This window comes from Gammaproteobacteria bacterium, assembly GCA_019748175.1.
Taxonomy (GTDB): Bacteria; Pseudomonadota; Gammaproteobacteria; order JAIEPX01; family JAIEPX01; genus JAIEPX01.
Window position 1 is genome coordinate 428013 of the sequence record JAIEPX010000008.1, and the last position, 23822, is coordinate 451834.

Below are 23822 nucleotides of genomic sequence, written 5' to 3' on the forward strand. Positions count from 1 at the left end.
ATCTCTCCTCCTATTTCTCCCCATTGAAAATCGAACAGCTTTTAAGCTATTAATGATCTTTTAGCCGCCATGTTGAGTATGACTGTGATCATCGGCATGATGGGCGCTATGATCTACAATATGTGTAGAAAGCACAGCTATATCATGACTACTGAGCGTATTCACTGAATTTCCAACACTATTTTTGTTTTCGTCAGTTGATTTTTCGTTGAGTAATTTGTTCAACGACTGAGTATCATCCGATACGAGAACATCATTAGCATTAAGGCTAGTATTTTCATCCTTTGATGCATCACTAATATTGATAGTTTTTTGATCATCAGGATTTTGATTAGCGGTGTTATCGACCAAATCACCCGATTTATCATCCTGATTATTGGAATTCACAGCAGATTTCTTTTCACTTTCAAGTTGCGCGACGCTCATGTGTGCATGAGAAGTACTACTGCCATGTGATTCTATAGAATGTGTGCTGTGATGATCATTAATTTCCGCTGAATTACTTGTGTCACGAATCGTAATAGTTTTTTCAGGAGAATTGTCTTCACGGAATGTTGAATGATCAAAGTGATCAGTGTGACCCGCTTTAGACAAATCGACTATGTCGTGTTCGATCAAATTAAACGAGAGTGTTTCACTGTCATTCGTAATACTGTGATTATCACGATCATCTGATTCATGAGAATGATCAGGATCTGCGATTGTTTGCTCATGATCAGTTGCAGTTTGGGCTGAAACAACAGCCATGCTGTTCGCTATGCTGCTTGCGCCAGAGGAATCATCGGCTTTATTCGATCCATTATCAGATGTTTTCTGTGGATCGGTCGATTCTGATGGATTCGTTGGCTTGGCAGAGCCGCAATTATCGTCATCATCGTCGTCGTCGCCATCGTCGTCGTCGTCGCCATCGTCGTCGTCGTCGTCGTCATCATCGTCATCGTCGCCATCGTCATCATCGTCGTCGCCGTCGTCATCATCGTCGTCATCGTCGTCGTCGCCACGACGAGTTCGATTTTCATCATCTTCAAATTCATTGATGCCATCTTGATTAGATTCATCATCTTCTTTGGCGGTATCAAAACCGGGAGTTATTGTTGCTGCAAGATAATTGGGATCAACTCCATCTGAAGTGTTGTGATATTCGTTCTGAGTTTGATTTGTATTGTTTTCGATGTGCTGAGTAATTTCAGCAGAGCTGATGTGACCACTGTCTCGGTCACCATTTTGTAAAGGATCTCTAAAATCACCATGATTGTTATCAGCATGTGATTCTTCATCACGCATATGATGATCGGAATTTTTATCGGTCAGTGTAATAATTTCGTTTACATCACTCGATGCTGTAATGTAATGAGGATTTAGAACAATGGCAGTGTTGCCTTCGTGGGTCCATGGAAATTCTTTTTCAGATGACTCGTCATGATTTTTTTCATTGTCATGATGATGCTTTGAAGTAAATTTTTCTAAATTAATTTGTTCGTTACTTTCATTTACATTGTCATTTTTCATATTATTTTTACATGGATTTTCTTCTGAGGATTTTTTATTTTCTTCATTATTTTCTGCCTTAAGATCTTTTGCGATAATAACCTTGGAATTAGCATTAATATGTTCATCAGTAGTAGAGGCATTAATTGTGTTTTCAGCGTATATTTCAGATGTATGTGTGTTGTGTGAGTGTGGTTCGGCATTGCCAAGATCAGCGGAATCTGTATCTGAATGAAGAGCAGTAGATAATTCTTTGGCAATTGCTTTTGTTAACATTTGGTCGTAAACGTCTTCGGGAATGTTGATGGCTTGTCCATTGTTTGTTAATACAACCATGGAACTACCTTCGCGAGATTCAATTTGATCATCAGCGTAGATGGGTGAACCTACCGATAATTGTCTGGCATCACCGTGAGGATCTGTTGCAAATAAATTATCACCATGAATTTCTTTGACGATTCCAATTTTGGAATGCTGAGTGCTCGAATCCGTTCTTGACATCGCATTGACTCCCTATCAATTACTTAGTCCACATTGTGAAACATTCTTAAAGTCAGCTAGGCGCTTTTCATCCGTGAAAAATTCACTTAGCTCAATATCAGTATAGAAGAGGTTTTGAAGATTACAAATCTCACGCTTTAGCCATTCTAGCTAAGGTAGTGGTTGGGTATGGGAGGGTATTTGTGAGGGTGTGAATAAATTGCCTACCGGACACAGATGCCCGAGGAGGTTTTATGATAGAGAAAAGGTATGAACTTTCAGTCTAAATTAGCGAGCAATAGGGCTTTTAACGAGCATAATAATATTATGCTATTAAAGCCTTAATACGTGCATTTAAGCGGCTTTTCAGGCGGGCGGCTTTATTTTCGTGAAAGTGTTTTTTGTTAACCATTTTGTCAATGACAGGAACAGCGGTTTTAAAGGCCGTTTTAGCATTTTCAAGATTGCCAGATTTGATTGCAAGAATAACTTTCTTGATGACAGTACGTACGAGTGAACGATGTGAAACATTACGTTGACGTCGTGATTCGCCCTGAATAGCTCGTTTTTTTGCTTGTGCTGTATTAGCCACAGTTGCAATCTCCAAATTGGTTAAAAGACTCGTAAATATGACGGTTTGGACGGTGTTTGTCAATACCCGCTCGCATACTCATTGACCGACTCATTAAAATAGTTCACGATTGCCTATAATCGTCACTTTTCCGGGTAAAGAGCACTCATGGCCAAAGGTTTATTAAGATCCACAACCGTTTTTTCTGCAATGACCTTTATTTCAAGGGTCTTGGGGTTTGCGCGGGATATGGTATTTGCCTATTTTTTTGGGGCTGTGGGCGGTTTTGACGCCTTTGTTTTGGCCTTTAAAATCCCTAATTTTATGCGGGGTTTATTTGCTGAAGGGGCTTTTTCGCAGGCTTTTGTGCCTATACTTTCCGAATACCATACTCAGCGTAGCGAGGCTGAGGTCAAAGAATTTATTGATCGAATGGCTGGGACCTTGGCAGTTCTATTATTAGTGACGACGCTTATATTAGAGCTGGCTACACCCGTTTTGGTGACATTGTTCGCTCCTGGGTTTGTGAAAGATCCCGTACGATTTGCTTTAGCCAGTGATATGTTGAGAGTGACTTTCCCTTATTTGTTCTTGATATCCCTAACGGCTTTTTGTGGCTCAGTTTTGAACAGTGTGGGTCGGTTTGCAGCACCCGCGTTTAATCCTGTGTTGCTCAATGTCGCTTTGATAGGAGCGGCGGTGGTAGCGTCGGCGTGGTTCCAAGTACCCGTCAAGTCTTTGGCATGGGGCGTATTTTTCGGCGGAGTCATTCAGCTGCTATTTTTAATCCCATTTTTATGGCGAAAAGGGCTGCTACCTCGTCCTCGATGGGGCTGGCGAGATAATGGAGTTCGACGAGTATTAAGGCAGATGGTACCCGCGTTATTTGGTGTCTCTGTGGCTCAAATTGGTTTGTTGATGGATACGCTGTTCGCCTCTTTTTTGCCTCAAGGTAGCATCGCTTGGTTATATTACTCTCAGCAACTGACATTCTTTCCACTAGGGGTGTTTGGGGTGGCTCTGGCAACGGTCGTTTTGCCTCATTTATCGCGATCGCACGCAAAAAAATCAAAGGAAGAGTTTGATAATGCACTGGATTGGGCTTTACGTTGTGTATTAGTGATTGCATTACCGTCTGCGGTAGGTTTGATTATATTATCTGGGCCTTTGATTGCGACACTCTTTGATTCAGGCGGTGTATTTGGAGCACATGATGTGATGATGGCACGATTAAGCTTAATTGCTTTTTCTATTGGAGTGCCGGGCTTTATGCTAGTCAAAGTACTGGCTTCTGGGTTTTATTCACGTCAAAACATTAAAACACCAGTGCGTATTGGTGTGATTGCATTGACAACAAACATTATTCTGAATTGCTTACTGTTTTGGCCACTTAAACATGCTGGGATTGCTTTAGCCACAGCTTTATCCTCAACGCTCAATGCGGGGATGTTGTTTTATGCATTGCGCACGTTGGGACATTTCACATTAAGACCCGGCTGGAAATCGTATCTCTTGCAATTGGTTTTTGCAAACTTGATATTAATCATTATGTTACTAATATTTGTTCCAGAAATTTCTGAATGGTTGCGGATGGATAAATTAGTTCGAATTGTTCATTTGACGGCTTGGGTAAGTTTGAGTGTGGTCGTGTATTTGCTGTGTTTATATTTGTCGGGATTACGTCTGCGAAATTTTAGAGTGAGTGATTCCATTTCACCTGCGGTGGAGCGCACATAATGGAATTGATTCGTGGGTGGCACAATGTCAGAGAGAAGCATCGAGGCTGTGTGCTCACATTAGGAAATTTTGATGGGGTGCACAAAGGTCACCAAGCCTTGCTACAACGGCTATTACAGGTTAGTCAAAAAAATAATTCTCCTTCACTGGTCATGATTTTTGAACCCCAACCCAACGAATTTTTTTATCGCGATAAAAAAATAGGAAGATTAATGCGGTTGCGTGAAAAAGTTAAAGCATTACATGAAATTAGTGTAGACCGGGTTTTGGTCGGAAAATTTAATAATGCCTTTGCCCATATCACTGCAGAAAATTTTGTTGCTGAGTATTTAGTAGGAAAACTGGGCGTTAAACATATTATCGTCGGTGATGATTTACGCTTTGGATTTGAACGACGAGGTGATTTCAATTTATTGGTTGCTTTGGGTGAACAATACGGATTTACCGTTGAAAAGATGCCCACGTTTGAAATAGGGAATGAACGCACTAGTAGTACCTTGATTCGTCAGGCGTTGATTGAGGGTGATATGGGGCGAGCCCGTAAATTGTTAGGACACGGTTATGCATTTTCGGGTCGAGTCGCGCATGGCGATAAGATTGGTCGAACTATTGGATTTCCTACAGCGAATATTCATCTTCATCGATTATGTACTCCCGTTGAAGGGGTGTTTGCTGTGCTTGTTACTGGTTTAGGACCGCACCCGATTAAAGGCGCCGCGAATGTGGGGAGCCGACCAACTGTAGGCGGAAAAAAGATTGTATTGGAAGTATATCTGTTTGATTTTAATGAAGATATTTATGGGCGGCATGTGGAAGTTGAGTTTGTGCAAAAAATACGAGAAGAAGAAACGTATGAAACAATAGAAGCGATGCAAGTGCAAATTGAAAAAGATGTAGAGAAAGCTAAGGCAATTTTAGAAGACCTTTATTGATCAGATTCTGCCTAGGCAAAATCTTCAATGGATTCTTTTGGATGATGCTATCGAAGATAAGGGATCAGATGTTTGGTCTGACCCCTTGACTAGATTAGGTAAATCGAATTTCGAAGTTGAGCATGTTAACGCGGTATTGAGGATCAAATTGTATAGTCCTTCCCGCAATAAATTTATCTTCAACCCAGTAACGTGATGTAAATGGGAATAAATATCGATAGGTAACCGCTGTTTCAATATGATCCGACCAGGTATAGCCAATTCCGATAATACCTTGGACGGCGGGAACGAAAGATCGTTTGTTAAATTGTAAAGTAGAAGTGCCGTGTGGTGGAAGTGAGTTGGCATCGATAGAAAGATCATAATCGAGCATAGCACCACCGACTCCGAACCCGAGTGTCCACATCCATCCTGAGGTGTAGTAGCGGTCATAAAGAATATTGCCCATTAAAGTGAGTGCTTTAGTGTTTCCGCTTGCTGCGATGTCATCAGCAAGAGTATTTGGAGGAGAAGGAAGGCCAAATGTAAAATTCGAGATGGTTTCAGCCTTGTTGAATCGATAACCCAGTTCTGCTTCAAACCGCCATCTATAAATGCGATAACCTGAAGTAACTGACAAAAAATAACCTTGTTTGGAGGTGATAGTCATATCAGGTAAATCAATAACATTTTCTGGGGTTGTAGTGTCCGGAATGTATTGGACGCCCATATCGTTGTCGCCAATGTAGTTTAGGCCTACAGAAAATCCGGTATACCCACCTTGAACGGCATATTCTGATGGTATTTCAACCACAGAGGTTTCGTAGCTTGAAATTGGGATGGCAGCTTGTGCAGAAATGCAAATTCCAGAAAGAGCGACAGTCGACAGTAAATTCCTTTTCATAAGTGATCCCACATTGTTGATTACAGGAGAACCTCAGTAGGGGCATTGTAACAAACTGTTGTAGAGAAGCAAAGCTTGAGGATACTTATCTTCAGGTGGTGCCTGAGGGAATGAATGAGAAACGCGAATAAGATTTCAGGGCCATTTTTTACTGTTATGATACTCGTATCTTTCAGTAAATGAAGAATACTCGTCTGTTGTTCTTAAGGAGGGCATATGGAAGAAATCGTAGAACATAAGTCTCATGTTAGACAGGTTGTAGATGAGATTGAAAAAATTATCAATCAAACTATGGGCCGATTGGGTCGTCTCTATCGAGAGTATGATCAAGAAATATGTTCGAGTCATCGTCGTCAATACAGTCGTGAACCTCTTCCAAAAGATTTAGTTGAGTCTATCGTAGAACAAATTGCAGATCGATTAATTGAATTGGTGCAAATTTTTCGTAGTATCTCAACTGACACTGAAAAGACAAAAAAGCTTAATATTAATTTTAAAAGTATACTTGAAGATTTTACGCATGATTTAAATATTAATAGGCCGCATGGTTATGTTGGTGTGATGCGTACTGATGGTATTTATCAGGATTATTCAGACATTATGAGCCGCAAAATAGAAAGAGCTTTAAATAGTATGCGAGGTCAGTTAACAGTAATGATGTTGAAATTGATCAAAGTAGGTCGTCGTGATAATGTAACGAGTCTAATAATCAACGGAAACTTGAACAGTGCTGAATATTTAGTTTTGGGTGAGTTTATTGAAAACAATGATCAGATCGTTGAAGTCATTTTAGAGAATAATAAGGTGAATTTATCAGATCAATATTTCGCTAATTTTATTAGTATTGCGATGACGAGCGAAAGCTTAATGCACTTGATGCTTGGTAATGACGATAACGTGTTGTTGCTTGGGGGTATAGCATATGAATCAATCGGTTTACCTCTTTGCTCTTCTCAAAATAAACACAGACTTTGCGTATCGATTAATATGGAAGACGGTCTTTATGCATTCTTAAGAGAAGAAGGTAAAATTTTTAGTTCATATGTTGATAATAATACGATTCGGTCAATTGGTCAAAAAATATCGAATTCGGAAGTTAAAGCGCTCAATCCCATGTTCGAATTTAGTCTGGAGCAAAAAAAAGAGGATACAGAACAATATGATGATGAAAATCCAGACCTGCTATTTTCTTCTGATGGTGAGGAGGCAGGAAATGCAATTCTTTCTCAATCTGATGTGGTTGATTCACAAGCAGAGGTAGGGATTGGTACCCAGTTTGGGGCAGTATTTCTTTGTGCATCTAGACTTCTCTATAGGGATTTTTTTCATCTTAATGAAATCTACGATGCATGGTATGCACTTGACTATGCGCTTTTATATAATAACTATTGGTGTGTTTCATATTTTCTTTTTAAAGACGCGGCCTATAATATTATTGATGGATCAGATACCACTCTTCACATTGCTGCCCAGTATTCGTCTGCAGAAATACTTGATTTATTGTTAAGGATCCCTAGCATCCGGAGAATAATTGATCAGAGAAATTCTGAAGGAATTACTTCCTTAGAACTTGCTATATTGGTTAAAAAGCCAAAATCTGTGGAAGTTTTGCTATGTCACGGAGCAGATACTAATATATTTAAGAAAGACGATCTTTATAGCTTGGCTTTTAAAAGTGAACAGGTCGATATTATTAAATTATTTTTGCAGTTTAACGTTAAAATTCCAATGAGGATTAAGGGTGAATTTTTAAAAATTCTTTTGCTGGTTGATCATCCATTAAAAGGGGTCTTACATTCGAGAATGGAATTTTTTAATGCCGTTCAGTCTGGTAATTTAGATTACGTAAGAGCACTGCTTGTGGAAAATAAAAGTGTAGTTCTTTGGCGAGACTTTGATAATCATTCAGCGCTCTATGTTTCATGTGCCTCGCTTCAATTTGAAATGTATGGATTTTTGCTTTCTAATGGATTTTCCTCGGACCCCAGTGAGGCTATATCATATGGTAGTAGAGATGATCAGAAGAGTTTTAAAGAAGCGGCATTGAAAACGTTCTTAAATTCAGATGACGTATTAGTTTCTTATCTGTGTTCTAAAACCATTCCTAGAAATCTAAGTGATTCTGTTGATCTCAAGGCGATTTATAGGAGGCTAATCTCGGAGCCACTAATTAAACCGATTTTAGAGGTGGCAGAATATGCAACTCCCAATCTACTTGTGTACTTAGATTTCGGATCTGAAAACATACAATTGTTATCTCCAGTATCGAGTGATACATCTATGGGAACTTGTGATTTTAAAGTTTCTAGAATTATTGTTGGTGCCAAAAAAGAACAAAGAGAGTTTTTTGGTACAACAATTCATGAGTTTACGCACTTAGCGTGCCAAATCATTTGGGGTAACGTTTGTTTACCTTATCTGAAAACATCAATTGTTGAATCTAAAGCGTATAATAGTATTTTTGAAAAAATCAAAGCTCGTTACAATAATGCTGAAGATTTTGATATCGTAATAAGGAGGGTATTTTTAGTGGATGATGATGAAGAGAATCAAAAAGCCGAGTTAATTGTTAGAGTACCTCATATTTTAGCAAGGGATGGTCAAGATGCTGGGATGAAGTTATTGCAACAACAAGTGCCAGAATTGCTGGTGTTTTATCAGGATGTAGTGTTAGTCGCTTGTCGTGATTTTATTCAACGTCGGTCGCAGATTGAGGATAATAAATCACATGCATATATTGAGATACAACAAGAATTTAATCGCCGCGCCCCAAGACCTAGTTATTGGTCAAATGTTTCAGTAAGAGATGCTGTGAATGTTACAGCAAAAATTGTTACTTACGGTTTTGCAGCTTATGGTTTTTATACCTTTTTTAAATCACACTTTGGAAGTGACACCCAAAGTGAGTATCCTAGTTTATTTAGAAACCCCGATGTATTTCCAAATAAGCTGGACCAATAGTTAATAATACGCTTCTAAAGTTGACCTCTTAGTGAAATTTTAAATCACCTAAAGTTTGTCTGTATCTGTATCCATATCACATAATGCGACAGAGACCACCCTGATCTCTATTATTTGCTGGTGCTGGAGGCGCTACTGCAGGCGCTAAATAAGGTAAATGATTGAGGGCGAGAATTAACGCATTACGCACTGTATCATAGTTAGTATCATCTACAGCTGCAAATAGTACATCGTTTTGCATTGCAAAATCTTGTGCTTCCTCGTTTGTTACCTCTAAATTAGGTTGTAAACAGTGATTGCCAAGTATAATTACCTGAGAACCGGCATCTTTTTTCTTTTTAGCGTCTTTCACCCATACTTTTAAGTGTTCTAATGATTGTTGATCCGTAAAACTAAAAACGCAACAGAAAACATGAACTCCGCGACATAGATAATCATCAATAGTAAGATGGTGTTCTCGTCCGCCAGTATCCCACAATATCAGTTTTACTCTGCAATCTTGTCTAAATTGGATTATATGGTCTTTAGAATCTACGCCAATTGTCGTAACATGATTACTATTAGGGTTCTGCTCATCTACACATGACAATATCCTTGATTTATTAGCAGATACATCTCCGACAAGTAGAAATTTGACTGATCGATTATACTCTTGATGCAGGTTCATAGCTTCCTCCTTGAAAACAAAGTACAATTATTGTACACCACTTATGCGCTAAATCAATTCTCTTTCAAAAAATGTGAGATCTGAATAAAGCTAATAAAATAAAAACGCTTATTTAGATTAATTGACAGATTTCCAAGACAATGTCATGATTGCATACATCTAATTTACTGAAACAAGAGGTGTCAAAATGAAAAAACTACCTGAAAAAGCTAAAATATCTGAAGAGGCGAGAGTGTCAGTTGTTACAGAACAACGAGAATTTGAAGAAAAATTAGCAGCGGGCAAAGCGATCTTTGCAGTTCCTTCTTTGTTAACACCTATGTTTATAAGTCCGAAGCATGTTATTTATGATGAGAAAGATTCGCTCTATAAGCTGAATACAAATGATAAGTCAGTAATTCCTGATGGCTTAATACCTGAATCAAAAATGCAAGATCCGGCTCAATTATCAACGGTTTTAGGACGTGTGTTATCTGTGCGTAATATGCTCGAGCGTGGCATCGAGATCACCATTCTTTATGTTCAGAAGGAACGACCAAAAGCTGATAATAAAGTAGGTCATGTTGATCCTGCTGAAATTCATGTGCTCACTCAGCAATTCAAAAATCTGCATCTGAAGCCAATCGAGGCGAAGCTTTACGACGAATTTAAAACAAAAGTTTGCGCAGCTACTTATTGGTATGATGATAAGGGTGTGGATACCTATTTTGGAGTAGATGCTAGCCAAATCAATAGCACGACTCCACATCATGAGTGGGGTGTAAAAAAAGATCAGGCTATGATTGATAAAATGGAAGCATTGAATGATCTATTAATTCAATGTGATCTTGAGCCGATGTCTTCTAAATCCTTAACGCATGCTTTCTAGTAATGCTGCAGTTTAAATTACAGCATCAAATAGCTATAAAACAGGCTTAAGCATTTACTCTAATTTGTGCTAATTTTTCGAGTAAGGGCACGGTTTGATCCCATGAAAGGCACGCATCGGTGATGCTTTGTCCGTAGATTAATGGTTGATCGGGAAATAGTGATTGACGACCGGCTTGAAGATGGCTTTCCAACATAATGCCTTTGATGTTTTGATTTCCATGTTTAATTTGCGCGCAAAGATTTTCTAAAACATCGGCTTGTGCGAGATGATTTTTTTGGCTGTTGTCGTGACTACAATCCACCATTAAATACGGCGGTAGTTGGTGCTGTGTAAGATCAGCAGTAATTTCATTTAAACTTTTTTCATCGTAATTGGGTTTGTCTTTTCCGCCACGTAAAATAATATGACCGTAAGGGTTGCCCTGGGTTTCAATGATGGCAGGATTTCCGTGACGTGTGATACCAAGAAAATGATGTTGATGTCGCGCAACGATTACGGCATCGATAGCAATTTTTACATCACCTGAAGTGCCATTTTTAAATCCGATGGGCATAGGAAGTCCTGAGGCAAGTTCGCGATGCATTTGACTTTCCGTTGTGCGAGCACCGATCGCACCCCACGAAATGAGATCGATGAGGTAAGTCGGCGTGATGGTATCGACAAATTCAGTGGCGGTTGGTAATCCAAGCGAATTAATATCCAGTAATAATTTTCTAGCTAGACGTAATCCAGTGTTAATATCAAAACTATTGTTTAATCTAGGATCATTGATTAAACCCTTCCAGCCTAAGGAGGTGCGAGGCTTTTCAAAATAAACCCGCATAATAATGAATAATTCATTTGAGAGATCTTTCGCTAATTTCGCGAGTTTTTGTGCATATTCCAGCGCTGCTTCAGGATCATGAATGGAGCAAGGACCGACAACAACTAATAATCGGGGATCTTCATTGAGCATAATTTTTTGAGCGATTTGGCGAGCAGATTTAACAGCATTTTCCGCCAATGAAGAGCAAGGCAATTCTTCTAATAAAATGATAGGTGAAATGAGCGGACGTAATTCCTTGATGCGTGATTGTGAATGGATAGTATTTTTTTCCGTCGTCATTTAGTTACTCATTGTATGATAAGTTTTTTATTTTGAATTTTTGTATAGTCCTGTAAACGATGCTTGAGAAAGGACTTTTCCGTACAACAAATTCACTAAATCATATTGATGAAGCTGATCAATTTTTTTAATGTTAAGTTGAGTATTTAAAGCGTACAACGTGAATATATAGCGGTGTGTGCCTGTTCCGCTAGGAGGGCAGGGTCCAAAATAAGCATTTTTTTCCATACCGTTTAAACCAAATACTACTTGTGAACTTGTTGAGGGTGTAAATCCTGTTTCGATGGATTTAATTTTGGGATCGTTGATATAAACAACCCAGTGCACAAATCCTGCGGCGTGGGGTGCATCAGGATCGTGTAAAAATAGGAGAAATGATTTCGTGTTGGGTGGAATATCTGTCCAGCTTAACTCTGGGGAAATATTGTCACCACCTTGGTTGGGGCACAAATAATTTGATCCTACAAAACCAAATTCGTGCCAAGAATCGCTGGATAATGTCAACGCCATCAATGGTGAGCAGCATGAGATCGTCAAAATACAGAGAAGCTTTTTTAACATGGCAAGTCCTTATCCTAGTGAGATCAATATTGGTGGCTGATGATACCAAGGGGTAGGTCAAGGGGTCAAATCTTGACTTGACCCCAACCCTCTACCCTCGGCCTATCCCTTGGAGTATACTCGCATATTTGGCTATTTTGAGACCCATTATGAGTAAGTACAAAGATTCGCTGAATCTACCCACGACTGATTTCCCGATGAAGGCAAGCTTGCCCGAGCGTGAGCCTATTATGCTCCAACGCTGGGAAGAGATGCATTTGTATGAACAAATTCAAAAACAGACGGAAGGGCGTGAACGCTTTATTTTGCATGATGGGCCGCCGTATGCGAATGGGCATATTCATATTGGTCATGCTGTTAATAAGACATTAAAAGATATCGTGGTGAAATCGAAACTGTTGAGCGGATTTGCCTCACCTTATGTACCTGGATGGGATTGCCATGGTTTACCCATTGAATTGAATGTTGAGAAAAAAATTGGGAAGGTAGGGGTTAATGTCAAACCTCATGATTTTCGTGAGCAATGTAGAGCCTATGCGAATTCTCAAATTGATATTCAGCGTGAAGAATTTAAACGATTAGGTGTTTTTGGGGATTGGGATCATCCTTATACAACAATGGATCATTCTGCGGAAGCGACTACGATTAGAGCGTTGGGAAAAATTATTGAGAATGGACATTTAACGCATGGTCGTAAACCGGTCTACTGGTGTGTTGATTGTGGATCTGCATTAGCAGAAGCCGAAGTTGAATATCAAGACAAAGTTTCTCATGCGATCGATGTAGGATTTTCTGTTTTAGATACCGCTTCACTTTTATCTCGACTAGGGCTTGCGCTTGATACGGCATCCGAAATTTTTATTCCAATTTGGACAACAACACCTTGGACGTTACCAGCAAACGAAGCGGTTGCTTTAAATCCAAAACATTCTTATGTGCTAGTTGAAGCGAGGATAGATCATTCAAAAAAATATTTTGTAGTCGCTGAAGAATTATTATCGTCTATTATGTCACGTTATGGTTCTGATCATTATCAAGTGTTGGCTAATGCATCCGGAGATAAATTTGAACATTTATTATTGCAACATCCATTCTTACCTAGAGAAGTGCCAATCATTTTAGGTGATCATGTTACTTTAGATGCGGGAACTGGTGCAGTGCATACAGCACCTGCACATGGTCAAGAAGATTATATCGTAGGATCTCATTATCATTTACCGATGCATAATCCTGTCGATAATCGTGGATGTTTCCACGACAATATTCCGCATTTTGCTGGAATGCATGTTTTTAAAGCGAATGAACATATCATTGATTTATTGCGTAGAAATGGTTTGCTTTTTCATGAGGCTTCGATTACACACAGTTATCCGCACTGTTGGCGTCACAAAACCCCGTTGATTTATCGTGCAACGCCACAATGGTTTGTGAGTATGGATAAAAAAGGATTGCGTGATCAGGTTCTTGAAGAAATTAAGAAGGTGTCTTGGATTCCAGGTTGGGGTGAAGCACGAATTACCGACATGATTGCGAAACGTCCTGATTGGTGTATTTCTCGACAGCGAGTATGGGGCACACCAATGCCGCTTTTTGTGCACAAAACAACCAATGAATTGCATCCTGATACATTGTTATTTATTGAAGAGATCGCAAAATCTGTTGAAGAAATAGGCGTTGGAGCGTGGACCGATTTAGATATTAAAGAAATACTCGGTGCGGATGCAGAGAATTATGAAAAAGTGACTGACACTCTTGATGTATGGTTCGATTCAGGTGTGACGCATGCTAGTGTATTGGCAGCACGTCCTGAATTAGCGCGACCCGCGAATATTTATCTTGAAGGATCTGACCAGCATCGCGGTTGGTTTCAAACATCCTTGCTGACCTCTGTTGCAATGTATGGCATTGCACCGTATCGCGAAGTATTAACGCATGGATTCGCTGTTGATGCTCAGGGTCGAAAAATGTCAAAATCGATCGGGAATGTTATTGCGCCTGAACAAGTCATTAAAAAATTGGGCGCAGATGTTTTACGTCTTTGGGTTGCAACAACTGATTATCGTGGAGAGATGTCTGTCTCTGACGAAATTTTAACCCGAACAAGTGACGCCTATCGCCGTATTCGAAATACTGCCCGTTTTTTACTGTCGAATTTGTATGATTTTAAACCTGACATGATGCTTTCATCAGAAGCCATGTTAAAATTAGATCGTTGGGCGATTGAATGTGCAAGAAGAACTCAAGTAGAAATTATTAATGATTACCGTGAATATCAATTTCATTCAGTCGTAAAGAAAATACATCATTTTTGTTCAATCGAAATGGGTGGATTTTATCTTGATGTTTTAAAAGATCGATTATATACCTCGCGCGAAAATAGTATTGCTAGACGATCAGCTCAAACAGCACTGTATCATATTGTTCATGCTTTAGCGTGTTGGTTAGCACCAATTACTAGTTTCACAGCAGAAGAAATTTGGCAACATATCCCGCGCGAACAAAGTGATTCAATATTTTTAACCACTTGGTATGAAGGATTATTTTGGATACCCGAAGAAGAGTTTAATGCTTGGGAAACTATCGTTATTGCGCGTGAAGCCGTTAACAAAGAATTAGAAAACTGCAGAAATGCAGGAAAAATTGGCTCTGGTTTGGAAGCGGAAGTCACATTATATTGCGAAGGTGATTTTGCCGAAAAATTAAAACACCTCGGTAATGAATTACGGTTTGCGACTATTACATCTTCTGCTGGCGTTGCAGATTTAAAAGATAAAGATGGCCAAGCTGTTTCTACCGAAGTAGAGAATTTATGGTTGGATGTTCAAGCATCCTCTTCCAAAAAATGTGATCGTTGTTGGCACCGAACATCTGACGTCGGCTCACACGAAGATCATCCTGAGCTTTGTGCTCGTTGTGTCACGAACGTTGACGGTAACGGTGAAGTTAGAGAGTTCGTCTAGCGACAGTAGCGACGGTGTAGTATCTTGAGTTGTTAGATGTTTTGTTTAGAATTAATATTTTCGAAGTCTGGAACGGATTAAATTGGAGTTGGATTGATGAAAAGTAGTAAAAGTTCTTCAAGAACCGCACTTGTGTGGATATGGATTTCCCTGTTAGTTATTTTTCTCGACCAATACAGTAAATATTGGATCAGTAATAATTATGAGCTACATGTTTCTTATGATTTGATGCCTTATTTACGATTATTTTTAGATCATAATACAGGGGCTGCTTTTAGTATGTTGGCGCAATATCCCGAATTGGCTAAGTATTTATTTAGCAGTTTTTCTGCGTTAGTCGTAATGGGATTATTATTTTGGTTATTTACTTTACAATCGAGCAGTCGATGGGTTGCGGTCAGTATCTCTCTTATTTTGGGTGGTGCTGTCGGAAATTTAATCGATCGAGTGCGCTTTGGGTATGTGATCGATTTTATTGATGTGTATGTTAATCAATGGCATTGGCCAGTTTTTAATATCGCTGATAGTGCAGTTTGTGTTGGAGCAGTTATGCTTGTTATTGATATTATATGGATAAGTCGAAATAGAGTATAATCATGAAAAAAATTATTTTAGCAAACCCTCGTGGATTTTGTGCTGGTGTTGATAGAGCTATTGATATTGTTGAGCGCGCTCTTGATTTATTAGGTGCGCCTATTTATGTTCGTCATGAAGTTGTTCACAATCTCCATGTTGTGGAAAATCTTCGATCTCGTGGGGCTATTTTTACTGATGATCTAAAAGAAATTCCGGAAGGTTCAACTGTAATATTTAGTGCGCACGGAGTTTCACAAGCTGTTCGTGATGAAGCGAGAGTTCGACAATTTAAAGTCTTTGATGCAACTTGTCCGCTGGTAACAAAAGTTCACATAGAAGTTACTCGTTTTAGTAAGCGAGGACAAGAATGTATTTTAATTGGACATGCAGGACATCCTGAAGTCGAAGGCACTATGGGGCAATATGATAATCCAGAAGGTGGAATGTACCTTATAGAAAACGAACATGATGTAGAAAATTTAACAGTAAAAGATCCAGAGAATTTAGCCTTCGTCACACAAACAACACTGTCTGTTGATGATACTCAAAAAATAATTGCCGCGTTGCAAAAACGTTTTCCAAAATTACAAGCGCCAAAACGCGAAGATATTTGTTATGCGACACAAAATCGACAAGATGCTGTTAAAGAGCTCGCGGAAAAAGTGGATATTGTTTTAGTAGTAGGTTCGGCGACAAGTTCGAATTCAAATCGTTTACGTGAACTCGCTGAACGATTGGGAACACCTGCTTACTTAATAGACGATGCATCTTGTTTGAAAGATGAATGGTTCAAAGATAAAAACATTATTGGTATCACCGCCGGAGCTTCGGCCCCAGAAGTTCTAGTACAGGATGTGGTGTCAAAACTAAGAGAGTGGGGTGCTGACTTAGTGAATGAACTAGCAGGGCGTGAAGAAACTATCACCTTTGCTTTGCCTAAAGAACTTCGCGGGATTGAATAGAAGAGGCTAATTAGCTCTTGAAATTGATCTTAGGATTAAGTTTGTTTCACTGCAGCCCTGCTGCATATAAAGTCCTAAGTGCCACTTAGGATATCGCTGAAATGCATAGTATCAGTGGGGTTATTTTTTTATCTGATGGAACTAATTTTGAATTCATGAGACAACATTAGATGTGACCTCATTAAGCTCCGATAATTAGGACATTATATTAATGATCCTATCATATAGATTAGAAGAAAATTTATCCATTTCTTCTTCTTTCCAGAAAATAATTGGATATTGACTTACATCAAAATGTATTTTTTCTTTGTCCTTAGCTGTAAATATTACTTTTATCCCTTGAGCTTTAGCATATCCAGCTTCGTAATATACACAAGGTCTCTCACCTGTCAGGTCAGCTACTACGAACTGACTAGTATTTATTAGTTGGTACATTTTAACCATTACATTTTCTGAAAAGTGTTCTTCATCAATTCTTCTAGGATCATAGTTAGCCTTCTTTATTGATCGTTTTATTGCTTTTTCCCATAGAGTATCAGTACTTTTATCGAACCACATTGCACAAAAAACAGTATTTGTCGGTACGGGCTTATGTAAAGCGTCATTCAGAAATACATGGCCCTTCGCCGTGATTTTATATTTTTCTTTGTTATTTTTAGGGTTGTCATCAACGAGATAATTAAGTTCTTTTGCTAACACATCTTTAATTAAAAACACTACTTCTTTTTTTTCTTCATCAGTTTTACTACTAAATTTGTCAATAATCTCACTCAAACGAAACGATTGACCCAGTTTAGGGTACATACTATTCAGTTCAAATAATAGATAATTAGCTTTTTCAATAACATTCATTTACTATTCCATGTAATTTGAAGAATATAGCCACTTAATTATAGTATAAAAATCAAGCCGGATTTTTATAATTCGCAGGTTAAACCATTTAAAAAGTACTCATAATATGCTCATTTATATAATCAATATCTAGGACAATAATTAGTGAGTGAGATCTGGATTTCACGCTAAAACGAGAAAGTCCTCCCTTATTATTGAAGATGATATATATTCATTAGGGGTAGAGATTCGTTTCCCCCCTCTTACTATCCCCTATAGCTTATTGTTCAGAAAAAATAGCCATTTGACTTGTTCTGAGCTTAGTGGAAAATATTTGACAAAAAACAAGTTTTAGTGGAAAATATATTACATTATTCCAGGATTGGAGAGAGTTAGTGGAAGATTTATTCGGTGGTGGATGGCCTGAGGTTGTTTTTAGCTCCCCAGACGCAAAGACTGCGACAAGAATACACAGGGCTATAAAAGCTGGAGTGCTTCGAAAGCTTGCACCCCGGGTCTATACCTCTAATTGGAAGGATGAGCCAGTTGATATCATCAGACGAAATCGTTATCCCATTATAAGTCATCTATTTCCTGAGGGAGTGATCAGTCATCGCAGTGCGTTGGAAGGGGGGCTTTCACCTGCTGGTTTTATCGTACTGTCTTATAAATATACGAAAAAAATAACTTTACCAGGCTTAACCATTCGATTGATAGAAGGTCCAGGGCCTCAACCTGGAGATACACCTTTTATGGAAAGATTATTTTTGGCTTCTCGCCCAAGGGCGCTACTCGAGAATTTAGAGCCTAGTCGTGGCAAAATGGCTAAGTCATTAGGTAAAAAATATATAGAATCTCATCTCGATAAGTTAGCTCGTATTCACGGTGATGATGAATTGAATCAGTTACGTGATCAAGCAAGACGACTCTATCCCGCTCTAGGATTAACTAAGGAGTTTACATTACTTGACAGTATAATCGGCACTTTATTGGGAACTCAAAATGCAAAACTTAGTGCTCCTGATGCTAAAGCACGAGCAGCTGGTAAAGCCTATGATACAGATAGAGTTGAATTATTTTCGATTCTTTGTGAATTATTGATTCGAAGTATTTTGCCTAAAAAAATTTTTCATCATAAAGAGCAACAATGGAATAACAACTTAGCTTTTTTTGAAGCTTATTTCTCAAACTATATCGAGGGAACGGAGTTTCCAGTAGATGAAGCTAAAGAAATAGTTTTTGAAAAAAAAATTATCAAAGAACGACCAGAAGATTCGCACGATATATTGGGTACATATCAACTAGTGTCTAGCATTACTGAAATGAAAACAACACCAGAAACAGTTAAAGACTTGATTAGGCTATTACAGTCTAGACACTATACACTCATGTCAGTGCGTAAGGATCGATTGCCAGGAAAATTTAAAGAGACAACTAATAGGGCGGGAAGTACCCAGTTCGTGAATCCGGAGTTGGTAATAGGCACTCTTGAACAAGCTTTTGAATTTTATCACTCACTTGATAAAGGCTTACCTAGAGCTATTTATATCATGTTCGTCGTTTCCGAAATCCACCCTTTTGTCGATGGTAACGGCAGGATTTCTAGAATCATGATGAATTCAGAGCTTGTTAAAAACAACGAATGCCGCATCATTATACCTACTGTTTATCGCGAAGACTATCTTTTAGCTCTACGAAGACTGAGTCGAAGTAAGGACCCCGAAGCCTATATTAAAATGCTTTGTCGTGCTCAAGAATTTACTTCAAATATTAATTTTCAGAAATATGATCTTGCTCTCGCTCAACTCGAGAAATCCAATGCCTTTAAAGAACCTTCTGAAGGAAAGTTGATTTATTAAAGCGCAAAAATGAATCAAGTAAAATCAGATTACAAGTGTTAGATGGCAGATTGCGTGAAGTGTAATTTAACACCATAAAGCAGATATTTTTGGCTTGATTTAACAATGATTTTGTAAAACTATCACAACAAAGGGCGCGATGTTTAGGCTTATAGACTTATCTTGATTCGTTAACCAATTTGAGTTAGCATAAGTCAACTAAAATTGATGTTAAGGAGAACAGCATGCAAAAGATTTTACAGGATTTAAAAGATCCAATTTCAGGTCTAATTTTTTATGATCCCGTATCAACTAGGACAAAAACCAAAACAGGTAAAACGTACGAGCGTGAACAAATTGAGGAGTGGATACGCAGGAGAAAAGAATCAAATCTGCCTATAACTGACCCACTCACAAGTGAAGAAATTTCGGATGAATTAATTTCTAACGACTTGGTCAGAAGTATGGCGCGAGCCTATGTAGAAGAACATCCAGAAGTTTATGATGAAGATAAAGTCTACTTGCCTCAAGCTATTAAAAATGAGTTGGCTACAGCGATTAGAGAGGGAAATACTCAGCAAATTAAAGATACTCTACAGAAAGATCCTCGATTAACTACCACAAGTTTAAATAAAGAAGGATTGACGGTTTTACTCGCAGCTAGCGAACAAGCTTCAGTTGAAGTGTTTCGACTTGTGTTAGGAAAACTTCCTGCAGACGAGTCTGAAAAACGTAAGGCTGAAATATTAAAAGAAGGTTCTTTAATACTGACACAAAAAGTAGCTCAAACCATGGGTGTTGAGGGTTTAGATGCTTGGTGCCAGTATTTAAAATTTGATGCTCAATTCTTCTATCATTCTCTTGCTCATCAAGCTATTGTCAGACATATTCCCACATTATTAAATACGCTCTTTCCGAGAATTACAGTTAATTTGCAAGAAACAAAAACGGGATTTACCTTTCTGCATACGGCAGTAAAAGCGTGTGCTGAAAGATTGGGAAAAGCCGCCGAAAAGATACCGGATGATGAATTAACTATTATCATATCGCTATTTGAAAATGGTGCTGATGGTAAAATACCAAGTAATGACGGTGAGACACCTCCTAAGCTTGCAGAAAGATTATGCAATTCTTTATTATCAACTCGTATTGAAAAAGAACGAAGACGAGTTAAATTCGCTTTTTTAATCGAGCCATTGCAAGATCAAATAAGGGATCTAACATCAAAATGCTTACAACTAGAATTAGCCAAAGCTCAGCTTTTACTTGCATTACAAAAGCATGAACAAGCTATTGTTGTAGCGCAGCGGACGCAGAGTGAGCAACTAGCTATTTCACAAGGGTTGCTTCAATTAGAACAACAAAAACAGTTAAAGGCATTTGTCCCCAGCGTTATTAAATCAATAACCTGTGGTAAGAAAATCAAAGTGATGATGCCAGTAGGAGCAGATTTTATTGTTTGTGGTGTAACTGAAGAAGATCATGGTAGTGTTTCACGATTGTTTGTTATTGATTTAACTAAATCGAGTGATCAGAGTATTCTATCTTCCATTAAACTGAGCGAACGTACCAATTCAAATAGGTTTACAATGCTCGCTGTCGATGAAAAACGCTTTATTTTCTGTTTTGAATCGACAGAGCAGCGAGGAAACAATAAAGAACCCGTAAAATTAGTGTTGTGGAATATTGTAAACAAAGCTGAAGAGAAGAATTATCCTTTGGCTTATACGAATGTGAATATTGTACAAGTTATAAACGCGAATTCGGTACTGATTTCAGGCAAAAGAGAGTATAAAGATGAATGTGCTTTGCTTGATATTAAAACAGGAAAAATTACACAGCATAAGCATCTTGAGTTGGTCGATTTTAATGAATGGCATAGTGAGATGCCTAGGCCAACTTGCTTTAGATCTAGTGTTGAATTAGCGTATGTTCATTATGAAAAAGATCGAAATCATCGAGGTGGCACACCTAAAGAAATTCGGCTCTATAATGCTCTTAGTAATACAAATTTATGCTTAACCAATGAAGAAGTTGAAACTTTTCAAAGCTCTTCTTCGAAGGTCATTTTTAAATTTATATCGCCTAAATTAATAGTTGTTTCTGCGCGATCACAATATAGTCGCCAAAATACACCAACAATAAAAATCTTTGATATCGAAAAAAAACAATATATCCAAACCTATAATACGCCTCCCTTTAAGCAGAAGGGATTTAACACGCCAGTTAGCGAAGGATTTAGTGATGCTTGCTTGACACCGGATGGACTGTTTATTGCTGTTTATCATGATCCTGAGCAGACTCACTCCGAGGGATCTCGATTAATCATATGGGAGTTGGCGACAGGTCAGACTAAATATAACATTCCTCTCCAAGGAAATATCAAACATTTGCATTTTGATGAAAGACGAAATGTTTTGTATGCAAGTAATGGTAATAGCATTCAAGTTTATCAGATTTATCCTGAGAATGTGTTACAAAAGACAAGGGCTACAAAACAAGATGTTGACACTCCGACGACAGGGTCAGGAAAAACATTTAATTTATAGTAGAGGTAGAGTGCCTTACTAGAGCTCAAGACGCGAGGCAGAGTATGGAGTAAAAACCAAGCAAGGCTGAAATATTGTGCTGTACATAGTCAATTCGTATTTCAAAATCGGTGAGGCTGCAATGAAATCCGCCCATGGCTCTTTGGGGGTTGAGTAAATAGAGTACAGACTCAGGATAAAACTGAGTTTGTAGTTGGAATTGCAAGCCGGATTGAATGGCTTGGAAAATTGTGTGCGCTTCTTCTGCAATTCCAAAATCTTTAGTCAGTTGATAACTTGCACAGAGCCCTTCCATACGCGTGGCTCCAGGTGTTGATCGCGGTGGATTATTAAAGCTACCGATCCAGTCAAGATACGGTGATTTGGTGCACTGACGTTTAATAATAATTGTGGTGATTTTTTTTGCGTGATGAAGAATTTCAGGATGAGCTTCCAGTCGGTAAATTTCATTTAATGCATAAAGTAACCAATGATCATGATTTAATCGTTCGTCAGGTACATTTTTATCTCTGACGTTAATTAAAAATAATGCGCCATCAACCGCAGCTTTCAGCCAACGTGGATTAGGATCGATCTGGTATATGCGTGATAAACCAAAAAGAGCTTCACCGGGATAATAGTCTGAAGCAAAATCTGGGTCAATGGCACCATTATAGGTTTGTTTGTGAATAGTAAACTTCCCATGATTATCTTGAGTATTCACAATCCATGCACCAAGCTTCTGCAAAATCGGTAAGTATTGTTTTTCTTGAGTAATATGAATATATTTTGCTAATGCGAGAGCAGCTAGACCATTTCCACCTAATTTGACATCATTATTTTCTACAACCACTAAGGTATTTTCACCATTCACAGTGGTTTCTTTCATTTGATTGATCAAAAAACGCAGTCCGCGTTGAATGGCTGCCAATAGTGCGTCGTCTCGCCTGATTTCGTACACTTCAAGCATGCTATAAAGAGTTCCCGCGTGGCGTAAAATATTATATTTTTTATCCTCCTTATCTTTTTTAGGGAGATAGCTGTATACAAATCGTCCATTAAGATGAATAGATCGGATAAGATAATCGGCAGCTAGATAGACGGAATTTAAAATATTTTCCTTGGATAGCACGCTTGTTTTACGATGTCCTCTATACAAAGGTGTTAATGCCTTGCCATCAAAAAATAAACTTTCAGATTTAAATTCATATAACGTGATGTCATTAAGATCATTTAATTTTTCAAAACGATCAGTCAAATAAGAATTAGAAGAGATATAACGTAAAATATTGCGTTTATGGAGAAGGCTCTTATTCGTGACCAAAGTGTACGTTGTTAATTGTTCAGGTAAAAATGCCATGTCGATATCTTGAGTAAATGCGATCCCACATAGTGAACGTTCAAAATCAATGGGTTTTTTGATATCTAATTGATGATGAACGCTAGATTCAGTGACTATATCAAGTTTGATCCAAATCGGTTTGTAATATTCTACCGGGAGATTAATGAGTTTTTTTATGGCTTGCTCGAGTGCATGTACTATTCCTGCTCCGTTCCCCATTTGAACTTGAGCCATTGTAAATCCGTCAGATAGTGAAATAAAAAGTATTCTCGGGGAAGTATCAGCAATAATCGTATTAGATAAATTATTTTGATTGATGAGCCTACGGTCTCGTAGCGCGTTATATAATTCTTGCGTCAATATTTTTTTATCATTTTCATTGATCGTGAGAGCGGAAAATGGAGAATCAAACCAAAATCCAATTTTTTGAGATAGTGCAGCTTTTTCTCGGGCTATAGGGTTGTCCTTCACGTGAGTCATGGTTGATAATCCTTTATATACGTTCAACCCGCAAGTATAGAGCATGTGG

The 23822-nt window shown here is 38.4% G+C and carries 17 protein-coding genes; 9 read left to right on the top strand and 8 right to left on the bottom strand.

Going from position 1 to position 23822, the window contains the following annotated elements:
* Positions 1-60: 60 nt before the first annotated feature.
* The gene (locus tag K2X50_04870) at positions 61-1989 is read right to left on the bottom strand and encodes a hypothetical protein (GenBank protein ID MBX9586571.1); all 1929 of its coding nucleotides are present in this window, start codon (positions 1987-1989) and stop codon (positions 61-63) included.
* Positions 1990-2293: 304 nt separating this feature from the next.
* Positions 2294-2560 (bottom strand): 30S ribosomal protein S20, encoded by a 267-nt coding sequence (gene rpsT, locus K2X50_04875; protein MBX9586572.1) that lies wholly within the window; start codon positions 2558-2560, stop codon positions 2294-2296.
* A gap of 147 nt (positions 2561-2707) precedes the next feature.
* On the opposite strand from rpsT, the gene murJ reads away from it, so the two are divergent.
* Both murJ and ribF read left to right on the top strand, forming a co-directional pair.
* Positions 2708-4276, top strand: coding sequence for a murein biosynthesis integral membrane protein MurJ (gene murJ, locus K2X50_04880; GenBank protein ID MBX9586573.1), 1569 nt, complete (start codon positions 2708-2710; stop codon positions 4274-4276).
* Positions 4276-5208, top strand: a complete 933-nt coding sequence (ribF, locus tag K2X50_04885; GenBank protein MBX9586574.1) for a bifunctional riboflavin kinase/FAD synthetase — start codon at positions 4276-4278, stop codon at positions 5206-5208. The genes murJ and ribF overlap by 1 nt, the downstream gene beginning before the upstream one ends.
* A 94-nt stretch (positions 5209-5302) precedes the next feature.
* On the opposite strand, the gene K2X50_04890 is transcribed toward ribF, so the two are convergent.
* Positions 5303-6091 (bottom strand): outer membrane beta-barrel protein, encoded by a 789-nt coding sequence (locus K2X50_04890; protein ID MBX9586575.1) that lies wholly within the window; start codon positions 6089-6091, stop codon positions 5303-5305.
* 216 nt (positions 6092-6307) lie between these two features.
* Here K2X50_04890 and K2X50_04895 point away from each other — a divergent pair, with 216 nt between their 5' ends.
* Complete coding sequence (locus K2X50_04895; GenBank protein ID MBX9586576.1) at positions 6308-9052, top strand: ankyrin repeat domain-containing protein; 2745 nt, start codon at positions 6308-6310, stop codon at positions 9050-9052.
* A gap of 76 nt (positions 9053-9128) precedes the next feature.
* Here the strand turns inward: K2X50_04895 and K2X50_04900 are convergent, their stop codons facing one another.
* Positions 9129-9719 carry a hypothetical protein gene (locus K2X50_04900; protein ID MBX9586577.1) on the bottom strand — a complete coding sequence of 197 codons (591 nt, stop codon included), beginning with the start codon at positions 9717-9719 and terminating at the stop codon, positions 9129-9131.
* A 187-nt stretch (positions 9720-9906) separates the two neighbouring features.
* Here K2X50_04900 and K2X50_04905 point away from each other — a divergent pair, with 187 nt between their 5' ends.
* Positions 9907-10587, top strand: coding sequence for a hypothetical protein (locus K2X50_04905; protein ID MBX9586578.1), 681 nt, complete (start codon positions 9907-9909; stop codon positions 10585-10587).
* A gap of 46 nt (positions 10588-10633) precedes the next feature.
* Here the strand turns inward: K2X50_04905 and K2X50_04910 are convergent, their stop codons facing one another.
* Positions 10634-11695, bottom strand: a complete 1062-nt coding sequence (locus tag K2X50_04910; GenBank protein MBX9586579.1) for a 3-deoxy-7-phosphoheptulonate synthase — start codon at positions 11693-11695, stop codon at positions 10634-10636.
* 27 nt (positions 11696-11722) lie between these two features.
* Complete coding sequence (locus K2X50_04915; protein ID MBX9586580.1) at positions 11723-12256, bottom strand: YbhB/YbcL family Raf kinase inhibitor-like protein; 534 nt, start codon at positions 12254-12256, stop codon at positions 11723-11725.
* Positions 12257-12405: 149 nt separating this feature from the next.
* On the opposite strand from K2X50_04915, the gene ileS reads away from it, so the two are divergent.
* The 3 genes from ileS (at position 12406) to ispH (ending at position 16754) form a co-directional block, all read left to right on the top strand.
* Positions 12406-15216, top strand: a complete 2811-nt coding sequence (gene ileS, locus K2X50_04920; GenBank protein ID MBX9586581.1) for an isoleucine--tRNA ligase — start codon at positions 12406-12408, stop codon at positions 15214-15216.
* A 96-nt stretch (positions 15217-15312) separates the two neighbouring features.
* Complete coding sequence (gene lspA, locus K2X50_04925; protein MBX9586582.1) at positions 15313-15810, top strand: signal peptidase II; 498 nt, start codon at positions 15313-15315, stop codon at positions 15808-15810.
* A gap of 2 nt (positions 15811-15812) precedes the next feature.
* The gene (gene ispH / locus K2X50_04930) at positions 15813-16754 is read left to right on the top strand and encodes a 4-hydroxy-3-methylbut-2-enyl diphosphate reductase (protein MBX9586583.1); all 942 of its coding nucleotides are present in this window, start codon (positions 15813-15815) and stop codon (positions 16752-16754) included.
* Positions 16755-16949: 195 nt separating this feature from the next.
* Here ispH and K2X50_04935 read toward each other — a convergent pair whose 3' ends face one another.
* Entirely contained in the window at positions 16950-17606 is a 657-nt protein-coding gene (locus K2X50_04935) for a nucleoside 2-deoxyribosyltransferase (GenBank protein ID MBX9586584.1), read from the bottom strand.
* A 374-nt stretch (positions 17607-17980) separates the two neighbouring features.
* On the opposite strand from K2X50_04935, the gene K2X50_04940 reads away from it, so the two are divergent.
* Entirely contained in the window at positions 17981-19444 is a 1464-nt protein-coding gene (locus tag K2X50_04940) for a Fic family protein (protein MBX9586585.1), read from the top strand.
* Between the two features lie 224 nt (positions 19445-19668).
* A complete protein-coding gene (locus tag K2X50_04945; GenBank protein MBX9586586.1) occupies positions 19669-21972 on the top strand; it encodes a hypothetical protein in 2304 nt (767 codons plus the stop codon).
* A gap of 25 nt (positions 21973-21997) precedes the next feature.
* Here the strand turns inward: K2X50_04945 and K2X50_04950 are convergent, their stop codons facing one another.
* Positions 21998-23773, bottom strand: coding sequence for a hypothetical protein (locus K2X50_04950; GenBank protein MBX9586587.1), 1776 nt, complete (start codon positions 23771-23773; stop codon positions 21998-22000).
* Positions 23774-23822: the final 49 nt, after the last annotated feature.